The sequence below is a fragment of the Pseudomonas sp. RA_5y_Pfl1_P24 genome (assembly GCF_963970945.1).
Lineage (GTDB): Bacteria > Pseudomonadota > Gammaproteobacteria > Pseudomonadales > Pseudomonadaceae > Aquipseudomonas > Aquipseudomonas tritici.
The window spans coordinates 223969-242184 of sequence record NZ_CAXAOJ010000003.1; the positions used below are offsets into that span (position 1 = coordinate 223969).

Sequence of the window (18216 nt, forward strand, 5' to 3'; positions counted from 1 at the left end):
GCGAGCAAACCCACCCCCACATGTGTTCTGCGCCGTAATTACAAATGGGTACTGAGCCAGGAAATAGCCAGCGCCATCCCCAGGCAGGCAAACCCAACACGGTAAGCCACCCGATGCGCGCGCTCGGTGCGCACATCCAGAAACAGCATCGGCTGGTCGATGGTGCGGTCTTCGCTTTTCGCGGTCAGGTCGGCCATCGCGCGTTGTTCGCGCAGGCGGGTGATGAACAACAGTGCCGCTCCCGGGCACGCTACCGCTAACGCTACAACATTGATCAGTAGTGCGGACAGCGCCATGGCGAACCTCAGTGGAACAGTGTCTTGGTATCAGCTCAGTTACCAACCTGAACGATAGTGGCGTCCGGCGCCTGAAATGCTCCCTCCCCCATTGACGTCTAATGTATCCAGTAATTTACGGCGTCACCTGAACGTCACCTTAACAGTCCACTCTGTTGCCCTTTGACGCCTCAGGAGCTTGTCATGTTGCACGCGCAAAACCAGGATCGGCTGTATCTGGTCGCCCAAAGCGATGAGCAGGAAGCGCTGATCGGCGGCCTGGCTTTCAACGTCCAGGATCGCCACTGGCTGGTGTATTGCGCCCTTGGCGGGCACCAGCATGCGGACCTTCCGGAGACCGATCTGTTAACGGGGGTGAGCCTGCTGGACTTCTGCATCGACACCGCCGCGTGAAACAGGAGGCGAAAAAAAACCGGACTCAACTGAGCCCGGTTTTTTAACAATCGTTTATTGCGCGCTGAGCAACGAACCGATGCTTGGGTCTTTGAACAGTCGGGTCAAGGCGTCACTCAGGACGTCGCTGACCAACTTGGTATTGGTTTCCTGGTTCGGCGACATGCCGAAACGCTGGTTCAGGGAGGCGCCGTAGCGACCGCTGTAGCGACGGGTACCGGCGGTGACGTCAGACTTGAACGTCGCACCGATGGAAGCTTCGGTCACGTACAGCCCGTCCTTAGGCGATTGATACTTCAATTCAGCCAGGGTGATCGTCAATTGCGGAGCACCCGGTGCATTGGCGCTCGGGGTGAAACCCAGCAAGCGCACGGCGGCTTCAGCCTGGGCCTGCAGCTTGGGCAGTACGTCTTGAGCGTTCACCGAGATCAGAGCGGTTTCCGGGTACAGGCCGCCGCGTGAGCCGAGCGTAGGCGATGGACGACCATCCACCACCCGCACCGACACCGCCTGGCCGTGGCCCACCGGGGCCAGCTGCGTGGTGAGTTTCGGTTCCGGGGTCAGTTGTTGCGGGCTGTTGGCGCAGCCCACCAGGGTCAAACTGGTCACAGTGATCAAACCGAACAACAGGCGTTGCAACATGCGCTTCTCTCCAGAAATCAGGATCCGACAGGCCGGCAGTATAGCGGGGCGCCACTGCGGGGAACTAGCATCAGTTACAACCTGTGACCCCACGTGTGGAGCGCGGTTCGCTGTCACCGAGATGTCACACCCGTTACATGGGCTCGTCATCCAGCGCAGGCATGCTTGGCCTCAATCTCAGGAGGTCAATCGTCATGCAGTTTCTTTGGTCATTGTTTACGCGCAAGCCGGCCCTTCGTCAGTTCGCCCTGCTCGATGCACAAGGTCGTTGCCAGGCCTTCAAAGAGTGCTGCGAGCCGCCCGTAGGCGACGGCTGGGTGGAAATCGATGAGATTCGCCTGAGCTGGATGCATCACCCACTGCCCGCTCGCGCCCGCGTCAGCCCACGCCCAGCGCGGTCGTCACGGCATCAGCCGTTGGCTGCCTGACCGAACGCCTAATAAAAGTCATAAAACACGCCCATTTCCCCAGCGTTCTTCGCTACAATCTCCCCCCGATTATAAGGACGTCTCCTGATCGGGCCTCGCAGCATCGTTAATGCCTCGGTATTAACCCCAAGAATCGCCCACAGAGAGCCGCCCACACAGATCGAGTGAAGCTGGCGCGCTTGCTGTTTTCTTTGCAAACCACCCGTCTTTACCGAATCTGCCAGAGCTGCCATTGCGCTCGGCCACTTGAGTTGTTTGCCCGTTTTGCCGCATGTCGGCAAGGTTTTCCGGGCCAGGTGCCAGGCTGGGGCAGCCCTTTTTTGAGGTTCACGTCTTCAAAAGAGCGTGAAAAAACGGGTTTTCACAACTTCACAAGAGTGTGGCGAGCAAATGAATAGTTTGGCGTTTGTACAAGCACCATCAGCGTCTGGAACAGCCCAACCACACAGGACCGAGTACGCCTTAAAAATCGGAGCTTGAGCCTGTCCGCTACGGATTGATTGCACGAATCACACGCTTTGACCATAAGTCGAATTGCCACAGGCGCCCATGAATGCGTTCATAGGCAGATTAGCCCGGTAAGAAGCGTGTGCTGAAGTTGCAAAGAATTGCGAAACGGACATGGCGATCCTGGCCATGGGTAACCTGGGGCAACACGTGAACCGCCCCGTCACTCCTGGCAGCCATGCCGTCAATTTGGTGCTGCAGATTTTGGAGACGCGTTAAATGGCGCATAACGAAACAGTCGACGTAGTACTGGTAGGGGCCGGCATCATGAGTGCCACCCTGGCCGTACTGCTCAAAGAGCTCGACCCCGGCCTCAAGCTGGAAGTCGTTGAGCTGATGGATTCGGGTGCCGCGGAGAGTTCCAACCCGTGGAACAACGCCGGTACCGGCCACGCCGGGCTGTGTGAGCTGAACTACACACCGCAGGCTGGCGATGGCTCCATCGACATCAAGAAAGCCGTGCACATCAATACCCAGTTCGAGGTGTCGAAGCAGTTCTGGGCGTACTTGACCAAAAAGGGCACCTTTGGCTCGTCCAAGTCTTTTATCAGTCCGGTGCCGCACCTGAGCTTCGTACAGGGCGAAAAAGGCGTGTCCTTCCTCAAGAAGCGCTTTGAAACCCTCAGCCAGCACCACGCGTTTTCGGACATGCACTACACCGAAGACCGTAGCGAGATGGCCGAGTGGATGCCGCTGATGATGCCAGGCCGCCCGCTCGACGAAAAAATCGCGGCGACCCGTGTCATGAACGGCACCGACGTCAACTTCGGCGCGCTGACCAACCAACTGCTCAGCCACCTGACCAGCTCGGCAGACGCCCAGGTCAAGTACAGCAAGCGCGTGACCGGTCTCAAGCGCAACGGCGCGGGCTGGACCGTAAGCATCAAGGACGTCAACAGCGGCAACAGCCGTGAAGTGGACGCCAAGTTCGTGTTCCTCGGCGCCGGTGGCGCGGCGCTGCCGCTGCTGCAAGCCTCGGGTATCGAAGAAAGCAAAGGCTTTGGCGGTTTCCCGGTCAGCGGCCAATGGCTGCGTTGCGACAACCCGGAAGTGGTCAAGCACCACCAGGCCAAGGTCTACAGCCAGGCCGCCGTGGGTTCGCCGCCAATGTCCGTGCCGCACTTGGACACTCGCGTAGTGGAAGGCAAAAAGTCCCTGCTATTTGGGCCCTATGCCGGCTTCACCACCAAGTTCCTCAAGCACGGTTCGTTCCTTGACCTGCCACTGTCGGTTCGCGCCGGAAACATTGGCCCGATGCTCGCCGTGGCCCGCGACAACATGGACCTGACCAAGTACCTGGTCAGCGAAGTGATGCAGTCGATGGAACAGCGCCTGGAATCCCTGCGCCGCTTCTACCCGCAAGCCAAAGCCGAAGACTGGCGCCTGGAAGTGGCCGGCCAACGGGTTCAGATCATCAAGAAAGACCCGAAAAAAGGCGGCGTGCTGCAATTCGGCACCGAACTGGTCGCGGCCAAAGACGGCTCGCTCGCGGCACTGCTGGGCGCGTCCCCGGGTGCTTCGGTGACCGTTTCGATCATGCTCGACCTGATCGAGCGCTGCTTCCCGGCCAAGGCTGCCGGAGAGTGGGCGGCCAAGCTGCACGAGATCTTCCCGGCGCGGGAAAAGGTCCTGGAAACAGATGCCGAGCTGTATCGCAAGATCAATGAGCAGAACAACATCAGCCTGGAACTGGTTGAGCCTGCTGCCGAGACCGAGAGCTACGCTTGAGGCTTTAAGGCAATAAAAAACGCCCCGCTCTCGGTATGAGAACGGGGCGTTTTTTATTGCCTGGAGAATCAACCGCGAGCGTTGTTGATCAACTCGACGTACTCGTCTGCGTGACGCTGGTCCTTGATCAGGTCGACGAAGGTCAGGCCATGCTCATCCTTGCCGTCCAGGTCCAGACCGGCTTCCTTGAAGAAACCCAGGAAGCGCTCAAAGTCGTCGATACGCAGGCCACGGTAGGCCTTGATGAGTTTATGCAGGGACGGGGAAGTCGCGTCAACCGGCTCGAAGTCGAGGAACAACTTGATCTGATCGTCGCCAATCTCGTCACCAATCACCTGTCTCTTATCTTTACGCATTACCGACTCCAGCCTGCAGACATTTACACGGGGTTTGAAGTCTACCTGTGAGACGCAGGCTTCGGAAGCAGCGCAGACTCCATGTGCGAGCGGGCTTGCTCGCTCCCACATTTGGACATCAGTGTTCTCGCTATCGAGCGCGGACGGCGCCGGTATGCAAATCCGCCCAGATATGCCCATTGGCATAACTCAGGAACTGCACGTAGACCGTGTCATTGCGCAGCAGGTCGACGATCACTCGGTACTGGGCCACCGGGTAGGACAACGTCAGGGTCTTGCTCTTGTCGTCGTAGACCGGCTTTTTCAGGCTTTTGCTTTCGGCATCGAAGTTGAGCACCACCTGGCTGATGGTCGCACCTTTGTTCAGGGACTTGCCCTTGAGGCGGATCATCAGCGGCGAGGTCACCGGGATCGGTTGCTGGCTGGATTGGCGCTGATTGCCCACCACGACCGCGTACTCGGTGACTTGCAGCAATTGCTGCTGGTCAGGGGCTTCGGCGCGCAGGGTCAGGTCGTCGGAGGGCAGGAATTGGCTGTGCAACGGCGCAGGCGCGGCGGCCAGCGGCAAACTGAGGGTCAACGCCAGGGCGGCGCAAGTACGTATCAACAGGTTCATGGGCCGCTCCGTGCGAGATAGCCCAGCACTGTAGCTCAATCGAACTGGGCAAGCATCCAACGTTGATACGCGGCCACGCCAGACTCGCCTTCACGCGGCGCCCAATTGGCCAGCTCACCCTCGCCTACCGGGCGATAAGGTCCGGCTTTGCACTCGAACATCACCGTGTCGGGCTCCAGCACCACCAAACCGTGAAACACACCGGGTGGCAGATCGACACCCGCGCATTCGCCCCCCGCCTGCATGACGCGCTTGGCCAGCACCTCGCCGGTTTCGCTGAACACCAGCAGACCCAGGCGGCCCTGAAGCACGAGCAAGGTTTCCGCCTTGTCCGCACTCAGGTGCCGATGCGGCGGCACATAAGTGCTGGGCTGCAGGCCCACGGCCAGACGATGGCACGGCTCTTCCATCTGGTGGAAGTTGTGATGGTGCCGGCCACGGGGGCTGGCGCCCGCTTTCTCAGCCAATTCGGCAAACAGCGTTTGATCAAGAAAGCGGGTCATGGCTTACATCCCTTTGACGGCGTAGATCCCATTGGCGTTGCGCCAGTAGCCTTTGTAGTCCATGCCATAACCGAAGATGTAGCGGTCGATGCACGGCAGGCCAACGAAATCGGCTTTCAGCTCTGGGCGGGCCTTACGATCGTGGTCTTTGTCGATCAGCACGGCAGTGTGCACTTTTCGCGCGCCAGCGTGCTTGCAGAAGTCAATGATCGCGCCGAGGGTGTGACCTTCGTCGAGGATGTCGTCGATGATCAGCACGTCGCGGTCGATGAACGAGACTTCCGGCTTGGCTTTCCAGAACAGGTCGCCGCCGGTGGTTTCGTTGCGATAGCGGGTGGCGTGCAGATAGGACGCTTCAAGCGGGAATTGCAGGTGGGTGAGCAATTTGCCAGCGAAGATCAGACCACCGTTCATCACGCAGAAAACCACCGGGTTGGTGTCAGCCATTTCGCGGGTGATGTGCGCGCCGACCTTGGCGATCGCCTCTTCGACTTGCGCTTCAGTGTACAGGCAGTCAGCCTCGCGCATGATTTGACGGATATGCTCGAGATCAGCGGACATGGCGCTCTCCAAGGGGTGCTGTGGCAAGAAAAGCGGGCGAAGGTACGCTTCTCGTGCGCTCCGGGCAAGCCTTAATGGACTAACGTGCTAGATGTCTATAGGACAACACCCTCGGATAGATTAATCTAGGCCGGTTTTTTTGCCCGCCGCCGGAGCCATTCCCATGCCCACTCGCGAGATCCGCCATCCGCTGATCCGACACAAGCTCGGCCTTATGCGCCGCGCCGACATTAGCACGAAGAACTTCCGTGAGCTTGCTCAGGAAGTCGGAGCGTTGCTGACTTACGAAGCCACTAAAGATCTACCCCTGGAAACCTACGACATCGAAGGTTGGGCCGGTACCGTGCAGGTCGAGAAAATCGCCGGCAAGAAAATCACCGTCGTGCCGATCCTGCGCGCCGGTATCGGCATGCTCGAAGGCGTACTCAGCCTGATCCCGGGCGCCAAGGTCAGCGCCGTGGGCGTGGCCCGCAATGAAGAAACCTTGCAGGCCCACACCTACCTGGAAAAACTGGTGCCGGAAATCAACGAGCGCCTGGCGATGATCATCGACCCGATGCTCGCCACCGGCAGTTCCATGGTCGCCACCATCGACTTGCTGAAAAAAGCCGGTTGCAAGGACATCCGCGCCATGGTGCTGGTGGCCGCGCCCGAAGGCATCGCCGCCGTTGAGAAGGCCCACCCGGACGTGGAGATCTACACCGCGTCCATCGATGAGCGCCTGAATGAACACGGCTACATCATCCCAGGCCTGGGCGATGCCGGTGACAAGATCTTCGGTACCAAGCAGAAGGACGGTTGAGCATGCAGGATGAATTCAACGACCCGCTTTGGCGCCAGATCCTGTCTGGCGCACAAATGCTCTTCGTGGCATTTGGCGCGCTGGTGTTGATGCCGCTGATCACAGGTCTTGATCCAAACGTTGCACTGTTCACCGCAGGCCTGGGCACGTTGTTGTTCCAGGTGGTGACAGGGCGGCAGGTGCCGGTCTTTCTGGCGTCGAGCTTTGCCTTCATTACTCCGATCATTCTCGCCAAAAGCCAGTTCGGCCTCGCGGCGACCATGGGCGGGGTAATGGCGGCCGGTTTCGTCTATACCTTCCTCGGGCTCGCGGTGAAGATCAAGGGCACCGGTTTCATCGACCGGCTGCTGCCGCCGGTGGTGATCGGGCCGGTGATTATCTCCATCGGCCTGGCCATGGCGCCGATTGCTGCCAACATGGCGATGGGGAAATCCGGCGACGGTGCCGAGCTGATTCATTACCAGACGGCAATGATGATCTCGATGCCGGCGCTGCTGACCACGTTGATCGTGGCGGTGTTCGGCAAGGGCATCTTCCGCTTGGTGCCGATCATCTCCGGCGTGTTGGTCGGTTTTGCCATGGCGTTCTATTTTGGTGTGGTCGACACAGCAAAGATCGCCGCCGCCCCCTGGTTCGCCCTGCCCCACTTCACCGCGCCTGAGTTCAACTGGCAGGCGATCCTGTTTATCATCCCGGTGGCCCTGGCCCCGGCGATCGAGCATATCGGCGGTGTGATTGCAGTCGGCAGCGTGACCGGTCGTGACTACCTGAAAAAGCCGGGCCTGCACCGTACCCTGCTGGGTGACGGCATTGCCACCACGGCCGCGGGCCTGTTTGGCGGCCCGCCGAACACCACGTACGCCGAAGTGACAGGCGCGGTGATGCTGACCAAGAACTACAACCCGAAGATCATGACCTGGGCGGCGGTGTTTGCCATCAGCCTGGCGTTTATCGGTAAGTTCGGCGCACTGCTGCAGAGCATTCCGGTGCCAGTGATGGGCGGGATTCTGTGCCTGCTGTTCGGTTCGATTGCCGCAGTGGGGATGAACACGCTGATCCGCCACAAGATCGACCTGGGCGAAGCGCGCAACCTGGTGATTGTGTCGGTGACGTTGGTGTTCGGGATTGGCGGTGTGCTGGTCGGCACGGGCACCGGCCCGGATGATTTCGGCCTGAAGGGTATCGCCCTGTGTGCGGTGGTAGCGATTGGTTTGAACCTGCTGCTGCCGGGCAATGATGGCTGGAAGAACAAGAAGCAGGATGAGCCGTTGCTCTAGCTAACACCGCAAAACCAAATGTGGGAGCAAGCCCGCTCCCACATTTTTTTGACCCTCAGTGTGGCTTACAGCTCACCAAGCCCATCAATCAGCGCCTGGTTCTGCTCCGGCGTACCGATGCTGATGCGCAGAAACTGGGCAATCCGCGCCTGCTTGAAGTGCCGCACGATCACACCCTGCTCACGCAACTTGGCCGCTAGGCCAGCGGCGTCATGTTGAGGGTGGCGAGCAAAGATAAAGTTGGCCGCCGACGGCAACACTTCAAAACCTTTTGCCTCCAACTGCGCAACCACCTTGTCGCGGCTATCGATGACCAACTGGCACGTCTTCTCGAAGTACTCACGGTCCTCGAACGCTGCCGCCGCGCCGACAATCGCCAGGCGATCCAGCGGATAAGAGTTGAAGCTGTTCTTGACCCGCTCCAGCGCCTCGATCAGGTCCGGGTGGCCCACGGCCAGGCCCACGCGCAAACCGGCCAGTGAGCGCGATTTGGACAGCGTCTGGGTAACCAGCAGGTTCGGGTAGCGATCCACCAGGCTGATCGCGGTTTCGCCGCCGAAGTCGATATAGGCTTCATCCACTACGACCACCGAGTCCGGGTTGGCCTTGAGGATCTGCTCCACCGCGTCCAGCGCCAGCACGCAGCCAGTCGGCGCGTTCGGGTTGGGGAAGATGATCCCGCCGTTGGGCCTGGCGTAATCCGCCACGCGAATCTGGAACTGTTCGTCCAGCGGCATCGGGTCGGACTTGATGCCGTAGAGGCCGCAGTAAACCGGGTAGAAGCTGTAGCTGATATCCGGAAACAACAGCGGTAGTTCGTGCTGGAACAGGCCGTTGAAAATGTGTGCGAGGACTTCATCGGAACCGTTGCCGAGGAAGACCTTACTGGCGTCGATCGCGTAATACTTGGCCACGGCCTGCTTGAGCAGGTCGCTGTTGGGGTCCGGGTACAGGCGTAGGTTGTCGTTCAGCTCGGCCTGCATCGCGGCCAACGCCTTGGGCGACGGGCCGTAGGGGTTTTCATTGGTGTTGAGCTTGACCAGCTTGGTCAGCTTCGGTTGTTCGCCAGGCACGTAGGGCACGAGGTCCTTGACGAAGGGACTCCAGAATTTGCTCATGTCTCAGTTCCCCTCTTCAAGGATGCGGTATTCAGCACTGCGGGCGTGGGCACTCAGGGATTCACCACGAGCCAGCACCGAGGCGGTCTTACCCAGCTCGGACGCACCCTGCGGTGAGCAGAAGATGATCGACGAACGCTTCTGGAAGTCGTACACGCCCAGTGGCGATGAGAAACGCGCGGTGCCGGAGGTCGGCAGCACGTGGTTCGGGCCTGCGCAATAGTCACCCAGCGCTTCGCTGGTGTGGCGACCCATGAAGATCGCGCCGGCGTGGCGAATCGATGGCAACCAGGCTTGTGGGTCGGCCACGGACAACTCCAAGTGCTCCGGCGCGATACGGTTGGCCACTTCGATGGCTTGCTCCATGTCGCGCACCAGGATCAGCGCGCCACGGCCATTGATCGATTTCTCGATGATCTCGGCACGCTCCATGGTCGGCAGCAGCTTATTGATACTCGCGGCAACGGTGTCGAGGAACTCGGCGTCCGGGCTGACCAGGATCGCTTGAGCGTCTTCGTCGTGCTCGGCCTGGGAGAACAGGTCCATGGCGATCCAGTCCGGATCGGTCTGGCCGTCGCATACCACGAGGATTTCCGATGGGCCGGCGATCATGTCGATACCGACCTGGCCAAACACGTGACGCTTGGCGGTGGCGACGTAGATGTTGCCGGGACCAACCACCTTATCAACCTTCGGCACGCTTTCGGTGCCATAGGCCAGGGCGGCAACGGCTTGCGCGCCACCGATGGTGAAAACGCGGTCGACGCCGGCAATGCAGGCGGCGGCCAATACCAGCTCGTTGATTTCACCGCGCGGTGTTGGCACGACCATGACCACTTCGGTCACGCCCGCCACTTTGGCCGGGATCGCGTTCATCAATACTGACGATGGGTACGACGCCTTACCGCCCGGCACGTAAAGGCCGGCGCGGTCCAGTGGCGTGACCTTCTGGCCCAGTACAGTGCCGTCTGCCTCGGTGTAGCTCCAGGAGTCTTGCTTCTGCTTTTCGTGATAGCTGCGCACCCGCGTTGCCGCCACTTCCAGGGCTTCTCGCTGTGGCGCGGTGATACGCGTCAGCGCCAACTCCAGGCGTTCGCGGGGCAGGATCAGGTCGGACATGGACTTGACGTCCAGCCCGTCAAACTGGCGGGTGAAGTCCACCAACGCCGCATCGCCGCGCTCGCGAACAGCCTTGATGATGTCGAGCACCCGCACGTTGACCGAGTCGTCGGACACGCTTTCCCAGCTCAGCAGATGATCCAGATGATGGGCGAAATCCGGATCGGCAGCGTTGAGTCGGGCAATTGCAGTGGACGTGGTCATAGCGAGGGCCTCATTGGATTGGCAAAAACTCACGCGCCCGAAGGTGCGCTGACGTTCACTAACGAAGCGCGTTGGTACTGTGGTTGTGCCAGGCAAGGCGCGGGACGCTGGTAAGGGTTGTTTCCTTACCAAGTCCCGCAACGCAGCATGGCGCAACCACAGTGCCAACCCGCAGGGCCTTACCTAAAAGGCAGACTGCTACGCGTCGCTAATTATTGAAAAAGAATCTTCTACTAACATAAGTTGCCTTTTGGGGTAAGGCGCGATTCGTTATTGAACGTCAGCGCACCTTCCCAGCAGTCGATCCGCTTGGGCACCTGAGAATTCTGGCTATGAGGCGGATAGACGGGCGCAGCCTTTCAGCTACGCGGGTGAGTCAACCGCGGTGTCGCGACTCCACTGCTTTGCGCAGGGTATCAATCAACGCCTGGATACGGGCGTGCTGCATCTTCATCGACGCTTTGTTGACGACCAGGCGGGAGCTGATATCGGCAATGAATTCCTGGGGCTCAAGGCCGTTGGCACGCAGGGTGTTGCCGGTGTCGACCACGTCGATGATTTTGTCGGCCAGGCCGATCAGCGGCGCCAGCTCCATCGAGCCGTAGAGCTTGATGATGTCGACCTGACGGCCTTGTTCGGCGTAGTAGCGCTTGGCAACGTTGACGAACTTAGTGGCCACGCGCAGGCGGCCCTTTGGCTCGACGTCACCGACGCGCCCGGCGGTCATCAGCTTGCATAGGGCGATACGCAGGTCCAACGGCTCGTACAGGCCCTGGCCACCGTATTCCATCAGCACGTCTTTACCGGCGACACCCAGGTCGGCCGCGCCATGTTCAACATAGGTCGGCACATCGGTAGCCCGCACGATCAACAGGCGAACATCGTCCTGGGTCGTGGGAATGATCAGCTTGCGGCTCTTATCCGGATTTTCGGTCGGCACGATGCCCGCTTCAGCCAGAAGCGGCAACGTGTCGTCAAGGATACGGCCCTTGGACAGTGCGATGGTCAACATGGAAGCGTCAGTCCTTCATCTGGCTATTGCTGTCCGGGCACAAACGGCGCCAGACACAGATCGAGGCCATTACAGCCTCGATTTGAAACAAATTCAGCATACCGCCTATTCAACGGCAACCATCTTGTAGTGAGCGGGGCAAGCCCGCTCACTACAAGCCCGGAACTAGCCCGGAACTAGCCCGGTACGCGGCGGATTTTAGCGCCGAGCATCTGCAGTTTTTCTTCGATGCACTCGTAGCCACGATCTATATGGTAGATACGGTCGATCAGAGTGTCGCCTTCAGCGATCAGCGCCGAGATCACCAGGCTCGCCGAAGCCCGTAGGTCAGTCGCCATGACTGGCGCGCCCTTGAGTTTCTCGGTACCGGTAACGATGGCGGTGTTGCCTTCAACCTGGATCTTCGCGCCCATGCGGTGCAGTTCATACACGTGCATGAAGCGGTTTTCGAAGATGGTCTCGATCACGGCACCGGTGCCTTCAGCAATGGCGTTCAAGGAGATGAACTGCGCTTGCATGTCGGTCGGGAACGCCGGGTACGGAGCGGTACGTACGTTGACGGCCTTAGGACGCTTGCCGTGCATGTTCAACTCGATCCAGTCTTCACCGGTGGTGATTTCTGCGCCAGCTTCGCGCAGTTTTTCCAGGACCGCTTCCAGGATGGTCGGATCGGTGTCCTTGACCTTGACGCGGCCACCGGTAACGGCAGCGGCAACCAGGTAGGTACCGGTTTCGATGCGGTCTGGCATGACCTTGTAGGTGGTCGTGTGCAGGCGCTCAACACCGTCAATGGTGATGGTATCAGTGCCGGCGCCGGAGACCTTGGCACCCATAGCGTTCAGGAAGTTCGCCAGGTCGACGACTTCAGGCTCACGGGCGGCGTTTTGCAGCACGCTACGGCCTTTGGCCAGGGCTGCGGCCATCATGATGTTCTCGGTACCGGTCACACTGACGGTATCAAAGAAGAAGCTGGCGCCTCGCAGGCCGCCTTCAGGCGCCTTGGCCTTGATGTAGCCGCCTTCGACGTCGATGGTCGCGCCCATGGCTTCGAGGCCACGGATGTGCAGGTCGACCGGACGCGAACCAATGGCGCAACCACCAGGCAATGCCACTTCAGCTTCGCCGAAACGGGCAACCATCGGGCCGAGCACCAGGATCGACGCACGCATGGTTTTCACCAACTCGTACGGGGCGATCAGGGTCTTGATGGTGCGTGGGTCGATTTCGACGGACAGCTTCTCGTCGATCACCGGCTCGATGCCCATGCGACCGAACAGTTCGATCATGGTGGTGATGTCGTGCAGGTGTGGCAGGTTGGCCACGGTGACCGGGCCATCGCACAGCAGGGTCGCTGCCAGGATCGGCAAGGCGGAGTTTTTTGCACCGGAGATGCGGATCTCGCCATCAAGACGGGCACCGCCGGTAATAATCAATTTATCCATAAGAATCTCGACGCCTTGGGGGCTCAGGTGCGCTCGGCCCAGGCCGCGCGGCTGAAAAATTTCATAGTGACCGCATGGATGCTGCCATCGGTGATCCACGGGTTCAAATGGGCATAGATCTGCTGCTGACGCTTGACCGGGCTAAGTGCCGCCAGTTCATCGCTAATCACATTCAGCTGGAAGTTGCAGCCTTCGCCTTCGACTTCAACACTCGTTTCGGGCAGCTTTCCTTCAAGGAAGCTTTTAACTTCTAGGGCCTGCATGATCAACCTCTATCGGCGCCCAGTGCGCGCGGGTCGCACATCATACAAAAAAGCCCCGCGCCTGCGAACCCCGCATAGCAGGACTCTGACGGGGGGCTTCTCTAATGATGTGTATTAAGGATGCGCCAACAGCTCGGTCAGCTCGGAAACTTCGGCAATTTCACGCATGTCTTCGGGCATCGCACGGATGCTGACCGGCTTATTCACCGCCTCGGCGTCACGCATAAAGCACAGCAGCAGCGACAAACCAACGCTGCTGGACTTGGTCACACCCGAACAATCCAGCACCAGTGCAGGCGCAGCACTGGTGTTGATCAGTGCCAGGCCCTGCTTGCGCAGGTCAGGCCCGGTGCGGTAATCCAGCACGCCGCTGATGAAGAGCTCGCCGGCGTCGCCGAGACGAACAGCCGACTCGGTCATTGTGCGGGCTTCCCGGCAGCTTTATCGGTTTCTTCCTTGGCCTTGGCCACTTCACCGGCCCAACCATTGATGGTTTTGTCCAGGTCATTGCCATTGCGCTGCATGGCATCAGAGAACTGATCACGGAATAGCTTGCCGATGTTGATGCCATTGATGATCACGTTACGCAGCTTCCACTCGCCGTTGACCTTCTCCAGCGTGTACTGCACAGGGTAGACAGCGCCATTGTTGCCCTTGACGCTCATGTTCACGCTGGTGCGATCACCTGATTCATCCCCGGCTGGAGCGACGGTAATACCCTGGTTGTTGTACTCAAGCAGCGCGTTACCGTAGAACTGGAACAGGCCTTTCTTGAAGTTTTCCTGAAAGGTCTGCATCTGCGCCGGGGTAGCCTTGCGCGAGTACTTGACCGTCATGATGCTGCGGGAAATGCCTTCGGCATCCACAACAGGACCGACAATAGTATTGAGCGCGCTGTAGAACTGACTTGGATCTTGTTTGTACTTTTCTTTGTTGGCCGACAGGTCAGCCAACATCTTGTTGGTTGTGTCCTGCACCAATTCGTGCGCAGAACCTGCTGCGTTGGCCATCAACGGCAGCGCTGCAAGCAGTACCAGGAGGCCACGTCGCAAGGTAGAGATCATGTACAGATTCCTCATTTAGCGTCTTTATTGACCGTATTAAGCAGGAATTTACCGATCAGGTCTTCAAGCACCAGCGACGACTGTGTGTCGTGGATTGTCGAACCATCCTTGAGCAGAGCTGAGTCCCCGCCCACGCTGACACCGATGTATTTCTCGCCCAGCAAACCCGCAGTGAGGATAGATGCAGTGGAGTCAGTTGGCAGGTTATCTACCTTCTTATCCAGTTGCATGGTCACTCGCCCGGTGAAGCTGTCGCGGTCCAGATCGATTGCCGTGACCTTGCCGATGGTCACACCGGCCATGGTCACTTTAGCTCTGACAGTCAAACCGGCGATATTGTCGAAGTACGCGTAAAGTTTATAAGTATCGGCGGTGGGGCTGGCCGAAAGGCCGCTGACTCGCAGGGCCAACAACAATAAAGCCAGGATGCCAGCCAGCAAGAAAAGGCCGACACCGATTTCCACAGTGCGGTTTTGCATCAGAAGTCTCCAAACATCAAGGCGGTCAAAATGAAGTCAAGGCCCAGTACAGCCAGTGAGGCGTACACAACGGTCTTGGTGGTGGCGCGACTGATCCCTTCTGAAGTGGGCTCACAGTCGTAGCCTTGGAATACGGCGATCCAGGTCACTACAAAAGCGAAGACGATGCTCTTTATGATGCCGTTGAGCACGTCACCGCTGAAGGTGACGCTGTTTTGCATGTTGCCCCAGTAGGAGCCGTCATAGACGCCCAACCAGTCAACCGCGACCCACGAACCGCCCCAGATACCCACCACGCTGAAAATCATCGCCAGCAGAGGCAGTGAAATGAAGCCGGCCCAAAGGCGCGGCGCAACGATGTACTTGAGCGGGTCCACGCCGATCATTTCGAGGCTGGACAATTGCTCGGTGGACTTCATGTTGCCGATTTCGGCGGTCAACGCAGAACCCGCGCGGCCCGCAAACAGCAAGGCAGTGACCACCGGCCCCAGCTCGCGCAAGAGCGTCAGCGCGACCATCTGCCCAACGGCCTGCTCCGAACCGTAGCCGGAAAGGATATTGAACCCCTGCAACGCCAACACCATGCCGATGAAAATCCCGGAAACCACGATGATCACCAGCGACATCACGCCGACTGAATGCAGTTGCTTGATCAACAGGCCAAAACCGCCGCCAATGCCACCACGGCCGAGCAAGGCGTGGAACAGAAAGATTGTCGAACGCCCCAGCACTTCGATCATATCGATGCCGGAGCGACCGAAAAGGCGCACCTTCTCGAGTAAAGATGTCTTGCGCATCAACGCTTCCCCAGAAGATCTGAGCGGTAATCCGTTGCCGGAAAGTGAAAAGGCACAGGGCCATCAGGGTCGCCGGTCATGAATTGGCGAATACGCGGATTGTCTGCATTCATCAGTTCTTCAGGCGTGCCCTGCCCCAGCACCTGGCCATCGCCTACTACATAGAGGTAATCGGCAATGCTCGCGGTTTCTGCAAGATCGTGGGAAACCACGATACTGGTGATACCCAGCGCATCGTTGAGCAGGCGGATCAGACGCACCAGCACGCCCATTGCGATAGGGTCCTGGCCGACGAAAGGTTCGTCGTACATGAGTATCTGCGGGTCGAGGGCAATGGCGCGCGCCAGGGCGACCCGACGCTTCATGCCACCGGACAGTTCGTCGGGCATCAGGTCGGTGGCACCGCGAAGGCCTACGGCCTGCAGTTTCAGCAACACGATGTCACGAATCATTTCGTCGGACAGCTGGGTATGCACCCGCAGAGGAAAGGCCACATTCTCGAAAACATCGAGGTCGGTGAACAATGCACCGCTCTGGAACAACACGCCCATGTGCTTGCGTGCGTCGAACAGATCGCTGCGCGACAATGTCGGCAGGTTCTGGCCGTTGACCCACACTTCACCGGCACTGGGCCGCAATTGCATGCCCATCAGGCGCAACAGGGTGGTCTTGCCACAACCGGAAGGCCCCATGATGCCCGTGACCTTGCCGCGCGGAATGCGGATATCGATGTTATTGAAGATGCTGCGCGTCCCGCGCTTGAAGGTCAGTCCCTTCAGCTCGACCGCGTAGGCGTTATCGGCACTCATCTAAACTCCTTGGGATGCAGCCTCTCACTCAGACACCATGCTTGCGACAAACGTTTGCAATGATTGTGCAATAGTTGACCATATGGGCTGGGCGGACCGAACTGGCGGCGAACTATATCACTGCTGGTACGAGGCGCCCAAGGCCGGAACAGCGCTTGTTCAGATTAAGGACAGGGAAAAAACGTTGCTTCAGATGAATCTAAAGCGCGTCGCGAACAAACCCTGACGAACTTGCGTGAGGGAATTGATCATTACCGTTATAATCGCCGACTTTTCGTCAGGCTATACGATTCCAGACATGAGCCAATCCAGCGACCTTATCCAATCCGCACAACGCACCATCCGCCTCGAGCTTGAAGCCGTAGAAGGCTTACTGGCCCATATCGACGCAGATTTCGTACGCGCTTGCGAGATGATTCTGGCCAGCAAGGGCCGCGTCGTCGTGGTCGGCATGGGCAAGTCAGGCCACGTCGGCAACAAGATCGCCGCCACCCTGGCCAGCACCGGGACCACTGCGTTTTTCGTACACCCGGCCGAAGCCAGTCATGGCGACATGGGCATGATCACCAAGGATGACATCATCCTGGCGCTGTCCAACTCCGGCACCACCAATGAAATCGTGACTCTTTTGCCCCTGATCAAGCGCCTGGGCATCCAGATGATCAGTGTTACCGGCAACCCGGAATCAACGCTGGCCAAGGCCGCCGAAGTGAACCTAAACGTTCACGTGGCCCACGAGGCCTGCCCGCTGAACCTGGCACCAACCTCTTCCACCACCGCCGCGCTGGTCATGGGCGATGCCCTGGCCGTGGCACTGCTGGAAGCCCGCGGGTTTACCGCCGAAGACTTCGCATTTTCTCACCCAGGTGGTGCCTTGGGCCGCCGCCTGCTATTGAAAGTGGAAAACGTCATGCACTCGGGCGACGAACTGCCCCACGTCCAGCGCGGCACTTTGCTGAAGGACGCGCTGATGGAAATGACCCGCAAGGGCCTGGGTATGACCGTTATCCTCGAAGCCGACGGGCGCCTGGCCGGGGTCTTTACCGACGGCGACTTGCGCCGCACCCTGGACCGCACCATCGACATCCACACCGCCACCATCGATGCGGTGATGACACCCCACGGCAAGACCGCCCGCCCTGAAATGCTGGCAGCCGAAGCCTTGAAGATCATGGAAGACCATAAGATCGGCGCGCTGGTGGTGGTCAATAGCGACGACCGCCCGATTGGCGCCCTGAACATGCACGACTTGCTGCGTGCGGGAGTGATGTAAATGACCGACGACCTGTTGCAACGCGGCAAACACATCAAACTGGCGATTTTCGACGTTGACGGCGTGCTGACCGATGGCCGCCTGTACTTCCTTGAAGACGGCAGCGAATTCAAGACGTTCAACACCCTAGACGGCCAGGGCATCAAGATGCTGATGGCGTCGGGTGTGCAAACGGCGATTATCAGCGGCAGGAAAACCCCAGTTGTGGAACGCCGTGCACAAAACCTCGGGATTCCTCACCTGTATCAGGGCCGCGAGGATAAACTGGTGGTTCTGGACGAGCTTCTTGGCCAACTCAACCTAAGCTATGAGCAGGTGGCCTACTTGGGCGATGACCTGCCAGACCTGCCGGTGATTCGCCGAGTGGGCCTGGGCATGGCCGTTGCCAATGCGGCAGGCTTTGTTCGAGAGAACGCCCATGGCATCACCACTGCACGTGGCGGTGAAGGTGCCGCCCGCGAGTTCTGCGAGCTGATCCTGCGTGCCCAAGGCAGCCTTGAAGCGGCCCATGCCGCCTACTTATAGAG

Annotated in this window: 23 protein-coding genes; 7 read left to right on the plus strand and 16 right to left on the minus strand. The window is 59.2% G+C overall.

Features of this window, described 5'->3' with window-relative positions; translation table 11 throughout:
* Positions 1 to 38: 38 nt before the first annotated feature.
* Positions 39 to 296, minus strand: a complete 258-nt coding sequence (locus AACY30_RS05705; protein WP_339468494.1) for a hypothetical protein — start codon at positions 294 to 296, stop codon at positions 39 to 41.
* A gap of 183 nt (positions 297 to 479) precedes the next feature.
* Between AACY30_RS05705 and AACY30_RS05710 the strand changes: the two genes are divergently transcribed.
* Positions 480 to 689: a hypothetical protein gene (locus AACY30_RS05710; RefSeq protein ID WP_049709958.1), complete on the plus strand. Its 210-nt coding sequence runs from the start codon at positions 480 to 482 to the stop codon at positions 687 to 689.
* Positions 690 to 743: 54 nt separating this feature from the next.
* Here the strand turns inward: AACY30_RS05710 and AACY30_RS05715 are convergent, their stop codons facing one another.
* Positions 744 to 1331 carry a YajG family lipoprotein gene (locus tag AACY30_RS05715; protein ID WP_065875075.1) on the minus strand — a complete coding sequence of 196 codons (588 nt, stop codon included), beginning with the start codon at positions 1329 to 1331 and terminating at the stop codon, positions 744 to 746.
* Positions 1332 to 1525: 194 nt separating this feature from the next.
* Here AACY30_RS05715 and AACY30_RS05720 point away from each other — a divergent pair, with 194 nt between their 5' ends.
* Together AACY30_RS05720 and mqo are read left to right on the plus strand one after the other, a co-directional pair.
* The gene (locus AACY30_RS05720; RefSeq protein ID WP_339468492.1) at positions 1526 to 1759 is read left to right on the plus strand and encodes a hypothetical protein; all 234 of its coding nucleotides are present in this window, start codon (positions 1526 to 1528) and stop codon (positions 1757 to 1759) included.
* Positions 1760 to 2485: 726 nt separating this feature from the next.
* Positions 2486 to 3994, plus strand: a complete 1509-nt coding sequence (mqo, locus tag AACY30_RS05725) for a malate dehydrogenase (quinone) (RefSeq protein WP_339468491.1) — start codon at positions 2486 to 2488, stop codon at positions 3992 to 3994.
* Between the two features lie 68 nt (positions 3995 to 4062).
* Here mqo and AACY30_RS05730 read toward each other — a convergent pair whose 3' ends face one another.
* The 4 genes from AACY30_RS05730 to AACY30_RS05745 all read right to left on the minus strand — a co-directional run bounded on the left by AACY30_RS05730 (position 4063) and on the right by AACY30_RS05745 (position 6030).
* Positions 4063 to 4350, minus strand: coding sequence for a PA4642 family protein (locus AACY30_RS05730; protein ID WP_339539989.1), 288 nt, complete (start codon positions 4348 to 4350; stop codon positions 4063 to 4065).
* Positions 4351 to 4480: 130 nt separating this feature from the next.
* On the minus strand, positions 4481 to 4966 hold the full coding sequence (locus AACY30_RS05735) for a hypothetical protein (protein WP_339417538.1): 486 nt from the start codon (positions 4964 to 4966) through the stop codon (positions 4481 to 4483).
* Between the two features lie 35 nt (positions 4967 to 5001).
* Complete coding sequence (locus AACY30_RS05740; protein ID WP_339539990.1) at positions 5002 to 5469, minus strand: WbuC family cupin fold metalloprotein; 468 nt, start codon at positions 5467 to 5469, stop codon at positions 5002 to 5004.
* 3 nt (positions 5470 to 5472) lie between these two features.
* A complete protein-coding gene (locus AACY30_RS05745; RefSeq protein ID WP_339417533.1) occupies positions 5473 to 6030 on the minus strand; it encodes a hypoxanthine-guanine phosphoribosyltransferase in 558 nt (185 codons plus the stop codon).
* 163 nt (positions 6031 to 6193) lie between these two features.
* Here AACY30_RS05745 and upp point away from each other — a divergent pair, with 163 nt between their 5' ends.
* Positions 6194 to 6832 carry a uracil phosphoribosyltransferase gene (upp, locus tag AACY30_RS05750; protein WP_339468488.1) on the plus strand — a complete coding sequence of 213 codons (639 nt, stop codon included), beginning with the start codon at positions 6194 to 6196 and terminating at the stop codon, positions 6830 to 6832.
* Positions 6833 to 6834: 2 nt separating this feature from the next.
* Positions 6835 to 8109, plus strand: a complete 1275-nt coding sequence (locus AACY30_RS05755; RefSeq protein WP_339539991.1) for a uracil-xanthine permease family protein — start codon at positions 6835 to 6837, stop codon at positions 8107 to 8109.
* Between the two features lie 65 nt (positions 8110 to 8174).
* Here AACY30_RS05755 and hisC read toward each other — a convergent pair whose 3' ends face one another.
* The 10 genes from hisC to AACY30_RS05805 all read right to left on the minus strand — a co-directional run bounded on the left by hisC (position 8175) and on the right by AACY30_RS05805 (position 16416).
* Complete coding sequence (gene hisC / locus AACY30_RS05760) at positions 8175 to 9227, minus strand: histidinol-phosphate transaminase (RefSeq protein ID WP_339468487.1); 1053 nt, start codon at positions 9225 to 9227, stop codon at positions 8175 to 8177.
* Positions 9228 to 9230: 3 nt separating this feature from the next.
* Positions 9231 to 10550, minus strand: coding sequence for a histidinol dehydrogenase (gene hisD, locus AACY30_RS05765; RefSeq protein ID WP_339539992.1), 1320 nt, complete (start codon positions 10548 to 10550; stop codon positions 9231 to 9233).
* A gap of 376 nt (positions 10551 to 10926) precedes the next feature.
* Positions 10927 to 11562, minus strand: coding sequence for an ATP phosphoribosyltransferase (gene hisG / locus AACY30_RS05770; RefSeq protein WP_049709970.1), 636 nt, complete (start codon positions 11560 to 11562; stop codon positions 10927 to 10929).
* Positions 11563 to 11738: 176 nt separating this feature from the next.
* On the minus strand, positions 11739 to 13004 hold the full coding sequence (gene murA / locus AACY30_RS05775; protein ID WP_339417528.1) for a UDP-N-acetylglucosamine 1-carboxyvinyltransferase: 1266 nt from the start codon (positions 13002 to 13004) through the stop codon (positions 11739 to 11741).
* A gap of 23 nt (positions 13005 to 13027) precedes the next feature.
* The gene (locus AACY30_RS05780; protein ID WP_049709972.1) at positions 13028 to 13267 is read right to left on the minus strand and encodes a BolA family protein; all 240 of its coding nucleotides are present in this window, start codon (positions 13265 to 13267) and stop codon (positions 13028 to 13030) included.
* Between the two features lie 114 nt (positions 13268 to 13381).
* Positions 13382 to 13687 carry an STAS domain-containing protein gene (locus AACY30_RS05785; protein ID WP_339468484.1) on the minus strand — a complete coding sequence of 102 codons (306 nt, stop codon included), beginning with the start codon at positions 13685 to 13687 and terminating at the stop codon, positions 13382 to 13384.
* Complete coding sequence (locus AACY30_RS05790) at positions 13684 to 14331, minus strand: MlaC/ttg2D family ABC transporter substrate-binding protein (RefSeq protein ID WP_339468483.1); 648 nt, start codon at positions 14329 to 14331, stop codon at positions 13684 to 13686. Before AACY30_RS05790 ends, AACY30_RS05785 begins: the two co-directional genes overlap by 4 nt.
* Positions 14332 to 14342: 11 nt before the next feature.
* Positions 14343 to 14810 (minus strand): outer membrane lipid asymmetry maintenance protein MlaD, encoded by a 468-nt coding sequence (gene mlaD, locus AACY30_RS05795; RefSeq protein ID WP_339468482.1) that lies wholly within the window; start codon positions 14808 to 14810, stop codon positions 14343 to 14345.
* Entirely contained in the window at positions 14810 to 15607 is a 798-nt protein-coding gene (mlaE, locus tag AACY30_RS05800) for a lipid asymmetry maintenance ABC transporter permease subunit MlaE (protein ID WP_065875086.1), read from the minus strand. Before mlaE ends, mlaD begins: the two co-directional genes overlap by 1 nt.
* Positions 15607 to 16416: an ATP-binding cassette domain-containing protein gene (locus AACY30_RS05805; protein WP_339417520.1), complete on the minus strand. Its 810-nt coding sequence runs from the start codon at positions 16414 to 16416 to the stop codon at positions 15607 to 15609. The genes mlaE and AACY30_RS05805 overlap by 1 nt, the downstream gene beginning before the upstream one ends.
* A gap of 298 nt (positions 16417 to 16714) precedes the next feature.
* Here AACY30_RS05805 and AACY30_RS05810 point away from each other — a divergent pair, with 298 nt between their 5' ends.
* Complete coding sequence (locus AACY30_RS05810; RefSeq protein ID WP_339417518.1) at positions 16715 to 17689, plus strand: KpsF/GutQ family sugar-phosphate isomerase; 975 nt, start codon at positions 16715 to 16717, stop codon at positions 17687 to 17689.
* Positions 17690 to 18214, plus strand: a complete 525-nt coding sequence (locus tag AACY30_RS05815; RefSeq protein ID WP_339417516.1) for a KdsC family phosphatase — start codon at positions 17690 to 17692, stop codon at positions 18212 to 18214.
* Positions 18215 to 18216: the final 2 nt, after the last annotated feature.

Excerpts from the sequence above, each read along its gene's own strand:
- AACY30_RS05705 (WP_339468494.1), bottom strand. The coding sequence starts at position 296 with ATGGCGCTGTCCGCACTACTGATCAATGTTGTAGCGTTAGCGGTAGCG.
- AACY30_RS05710 (WP_049709958.1), top strand. The coding sequence starts at position 480 with ATGTTGCACGCGCAAAACCAGGATCGGCTGTATCTGGTCGCCCAAAGC.
- AACY30_RS05715 (WP_065875075.1), bottom strand. The coding sequence starts at position 1,331 with ATGTTGCAACGCCTGTTGTTCGGTTTGATCACTGTGACCAGTTTGACC.
- AACY30_RS05720 (WP_339468492.1), top strand. The coding sequence starts at position 1,526 with ATGCAGTTTCTTTGGTCATTGTTTACGCGCAAGCCGGCCCTTCGTCAG.
- mqo (WP_339468491.1), top strand. The coding sequence starts at position 2,486 with ATGGCGCATAACGAAACAGTCGACGTAGTACTGGTAGGGGCCGGCATC.
- AACY30_RS05730 (WP_339539989.1), bottom strand. The coding sequence starts at position 4,350 with ATGCGTAAAGATAAGAGACAGGTGATTGGTGACGAGATTGGCGACGAT.
- AACY30_RS05735 (WP_339417538.1), bottom strand. The coding sequence starts at position 4,966 with ATGAACCTGTTGATACGTACTTGCGCCGCCCTGGCGTTGACCCTCAGT.
- AACY30_RS05740 (WP_339539990.1), bottom strand. The coding sequence starts at position 5,469 with ATGACCCGCTTTCTTGATCAAACGCTGTTTGCCGAATTGGCTGAGAAA.
- AACY30_RS05745 (WP_339417533.1), bottom strand. The coding sequence starts at position 6,030 with ATGTCCGCTGATCTCGAGCATATCCGTCAAATCATGCGCGAGGCTGAC.
- upp (WP_339468488.1), top strand. The coding sequence starts at position 6,194 with ATGCCCACTCGCGAGATCCGCCATCCGCTGATCCGACACAAGCTCGGC.
- AACY30_RS05755 (WP_339539991.1), top strand. The coding sequence starts at position 6,835 with ATGCAGGATGAATTCAACGACCCGCTTTGGCGCCAGATCCTGTCTGGC.
- hisC (WP_339468487.1), bottom strand. The coding sequence starts at position 9,227 with ATGAGCAAATTCTGGAGTCCCTTCGTCAAGGACCTCGTGCCCTACGTG.
- hisD (WP_339539992.1), bottom strand. The coding sequence starts at position 10,550 with ATGACCACGTCCACTGCAATTGCCCGACTCAACGCTGCCGATCCGGAT.
- hisG (WP_049709970.1), bottom strand. The coding sequence starts at position 11,562 with ATGTTGACCATCGCACTGTCCAAGGGCCGTATCCTTGACGACACGTTG.
- murA (WP_339417528.1), bottom strand. The coding sequence starts at position 13,004 with ATGGATAAATTGATTATTACCGGCGGTGCCCGTCTTGATGGCGAGATC.
- AACY30_RS05780 (WP_049709972.1), bottom strand. The coding sequence starts at position 13,267 with ATGCAGGCCCTAGAAGTTAAAAGCTTCCTTGAAGGAAAGCTGCCCGAA.
- AACY30_RS05785 (WP_339468484.1), bottom strand. The coding sequence starts at position 13,687 with ATGACCGAGTCGGCTGTTCGTCTCGGCGACGCCGGCGAGCTCTTCATC.
- AACY30_RS05790 (WP_339468483.1), bottom strand. The coding sequence starts at position 14,331 with ATGATCTCTACCTTGCGACGTGGCCTCCTGGTACTGCTTGCAGCGCTG.
- mlaD (WP_339468482.1), bottom strand. The coding sequence starts at position 14,810 with ATGCAAAACCGCACTGTGGAAATCGGTGTCGGCCTTTTCTTGCTGGCT.
- mlaE (WP_065875086.1), bottom strand. The coding sequence starts at position 15,607 with ATGCGCAAGACATCTTTACTCGAGAAGGTGCGCCTTTTCGGTCGCTCC.
- AACY30_RS05805 (WP_339417520.1), bottom strand. The coding sequence starts at position 16,416 with ATGAGTGCCGATAACGCCTACGCGGTCGAGCTGAAGGGACTGACCTTC.
- AACY30_RS05810 (WP_339417518.1), top strand. The coding sequence starts at position 16,715 with ATGAGCCAATCCAGCGACCTTATCCAATCCGCACAACGCACCATCCGC.
- AACY30_RS05815 (WP_339417516.1), top strand. The coding sequence starts at position 17,690 with ATGACCGACGACCTGTTGCAACGCGGCAAACACATCAAACTGGCGATT.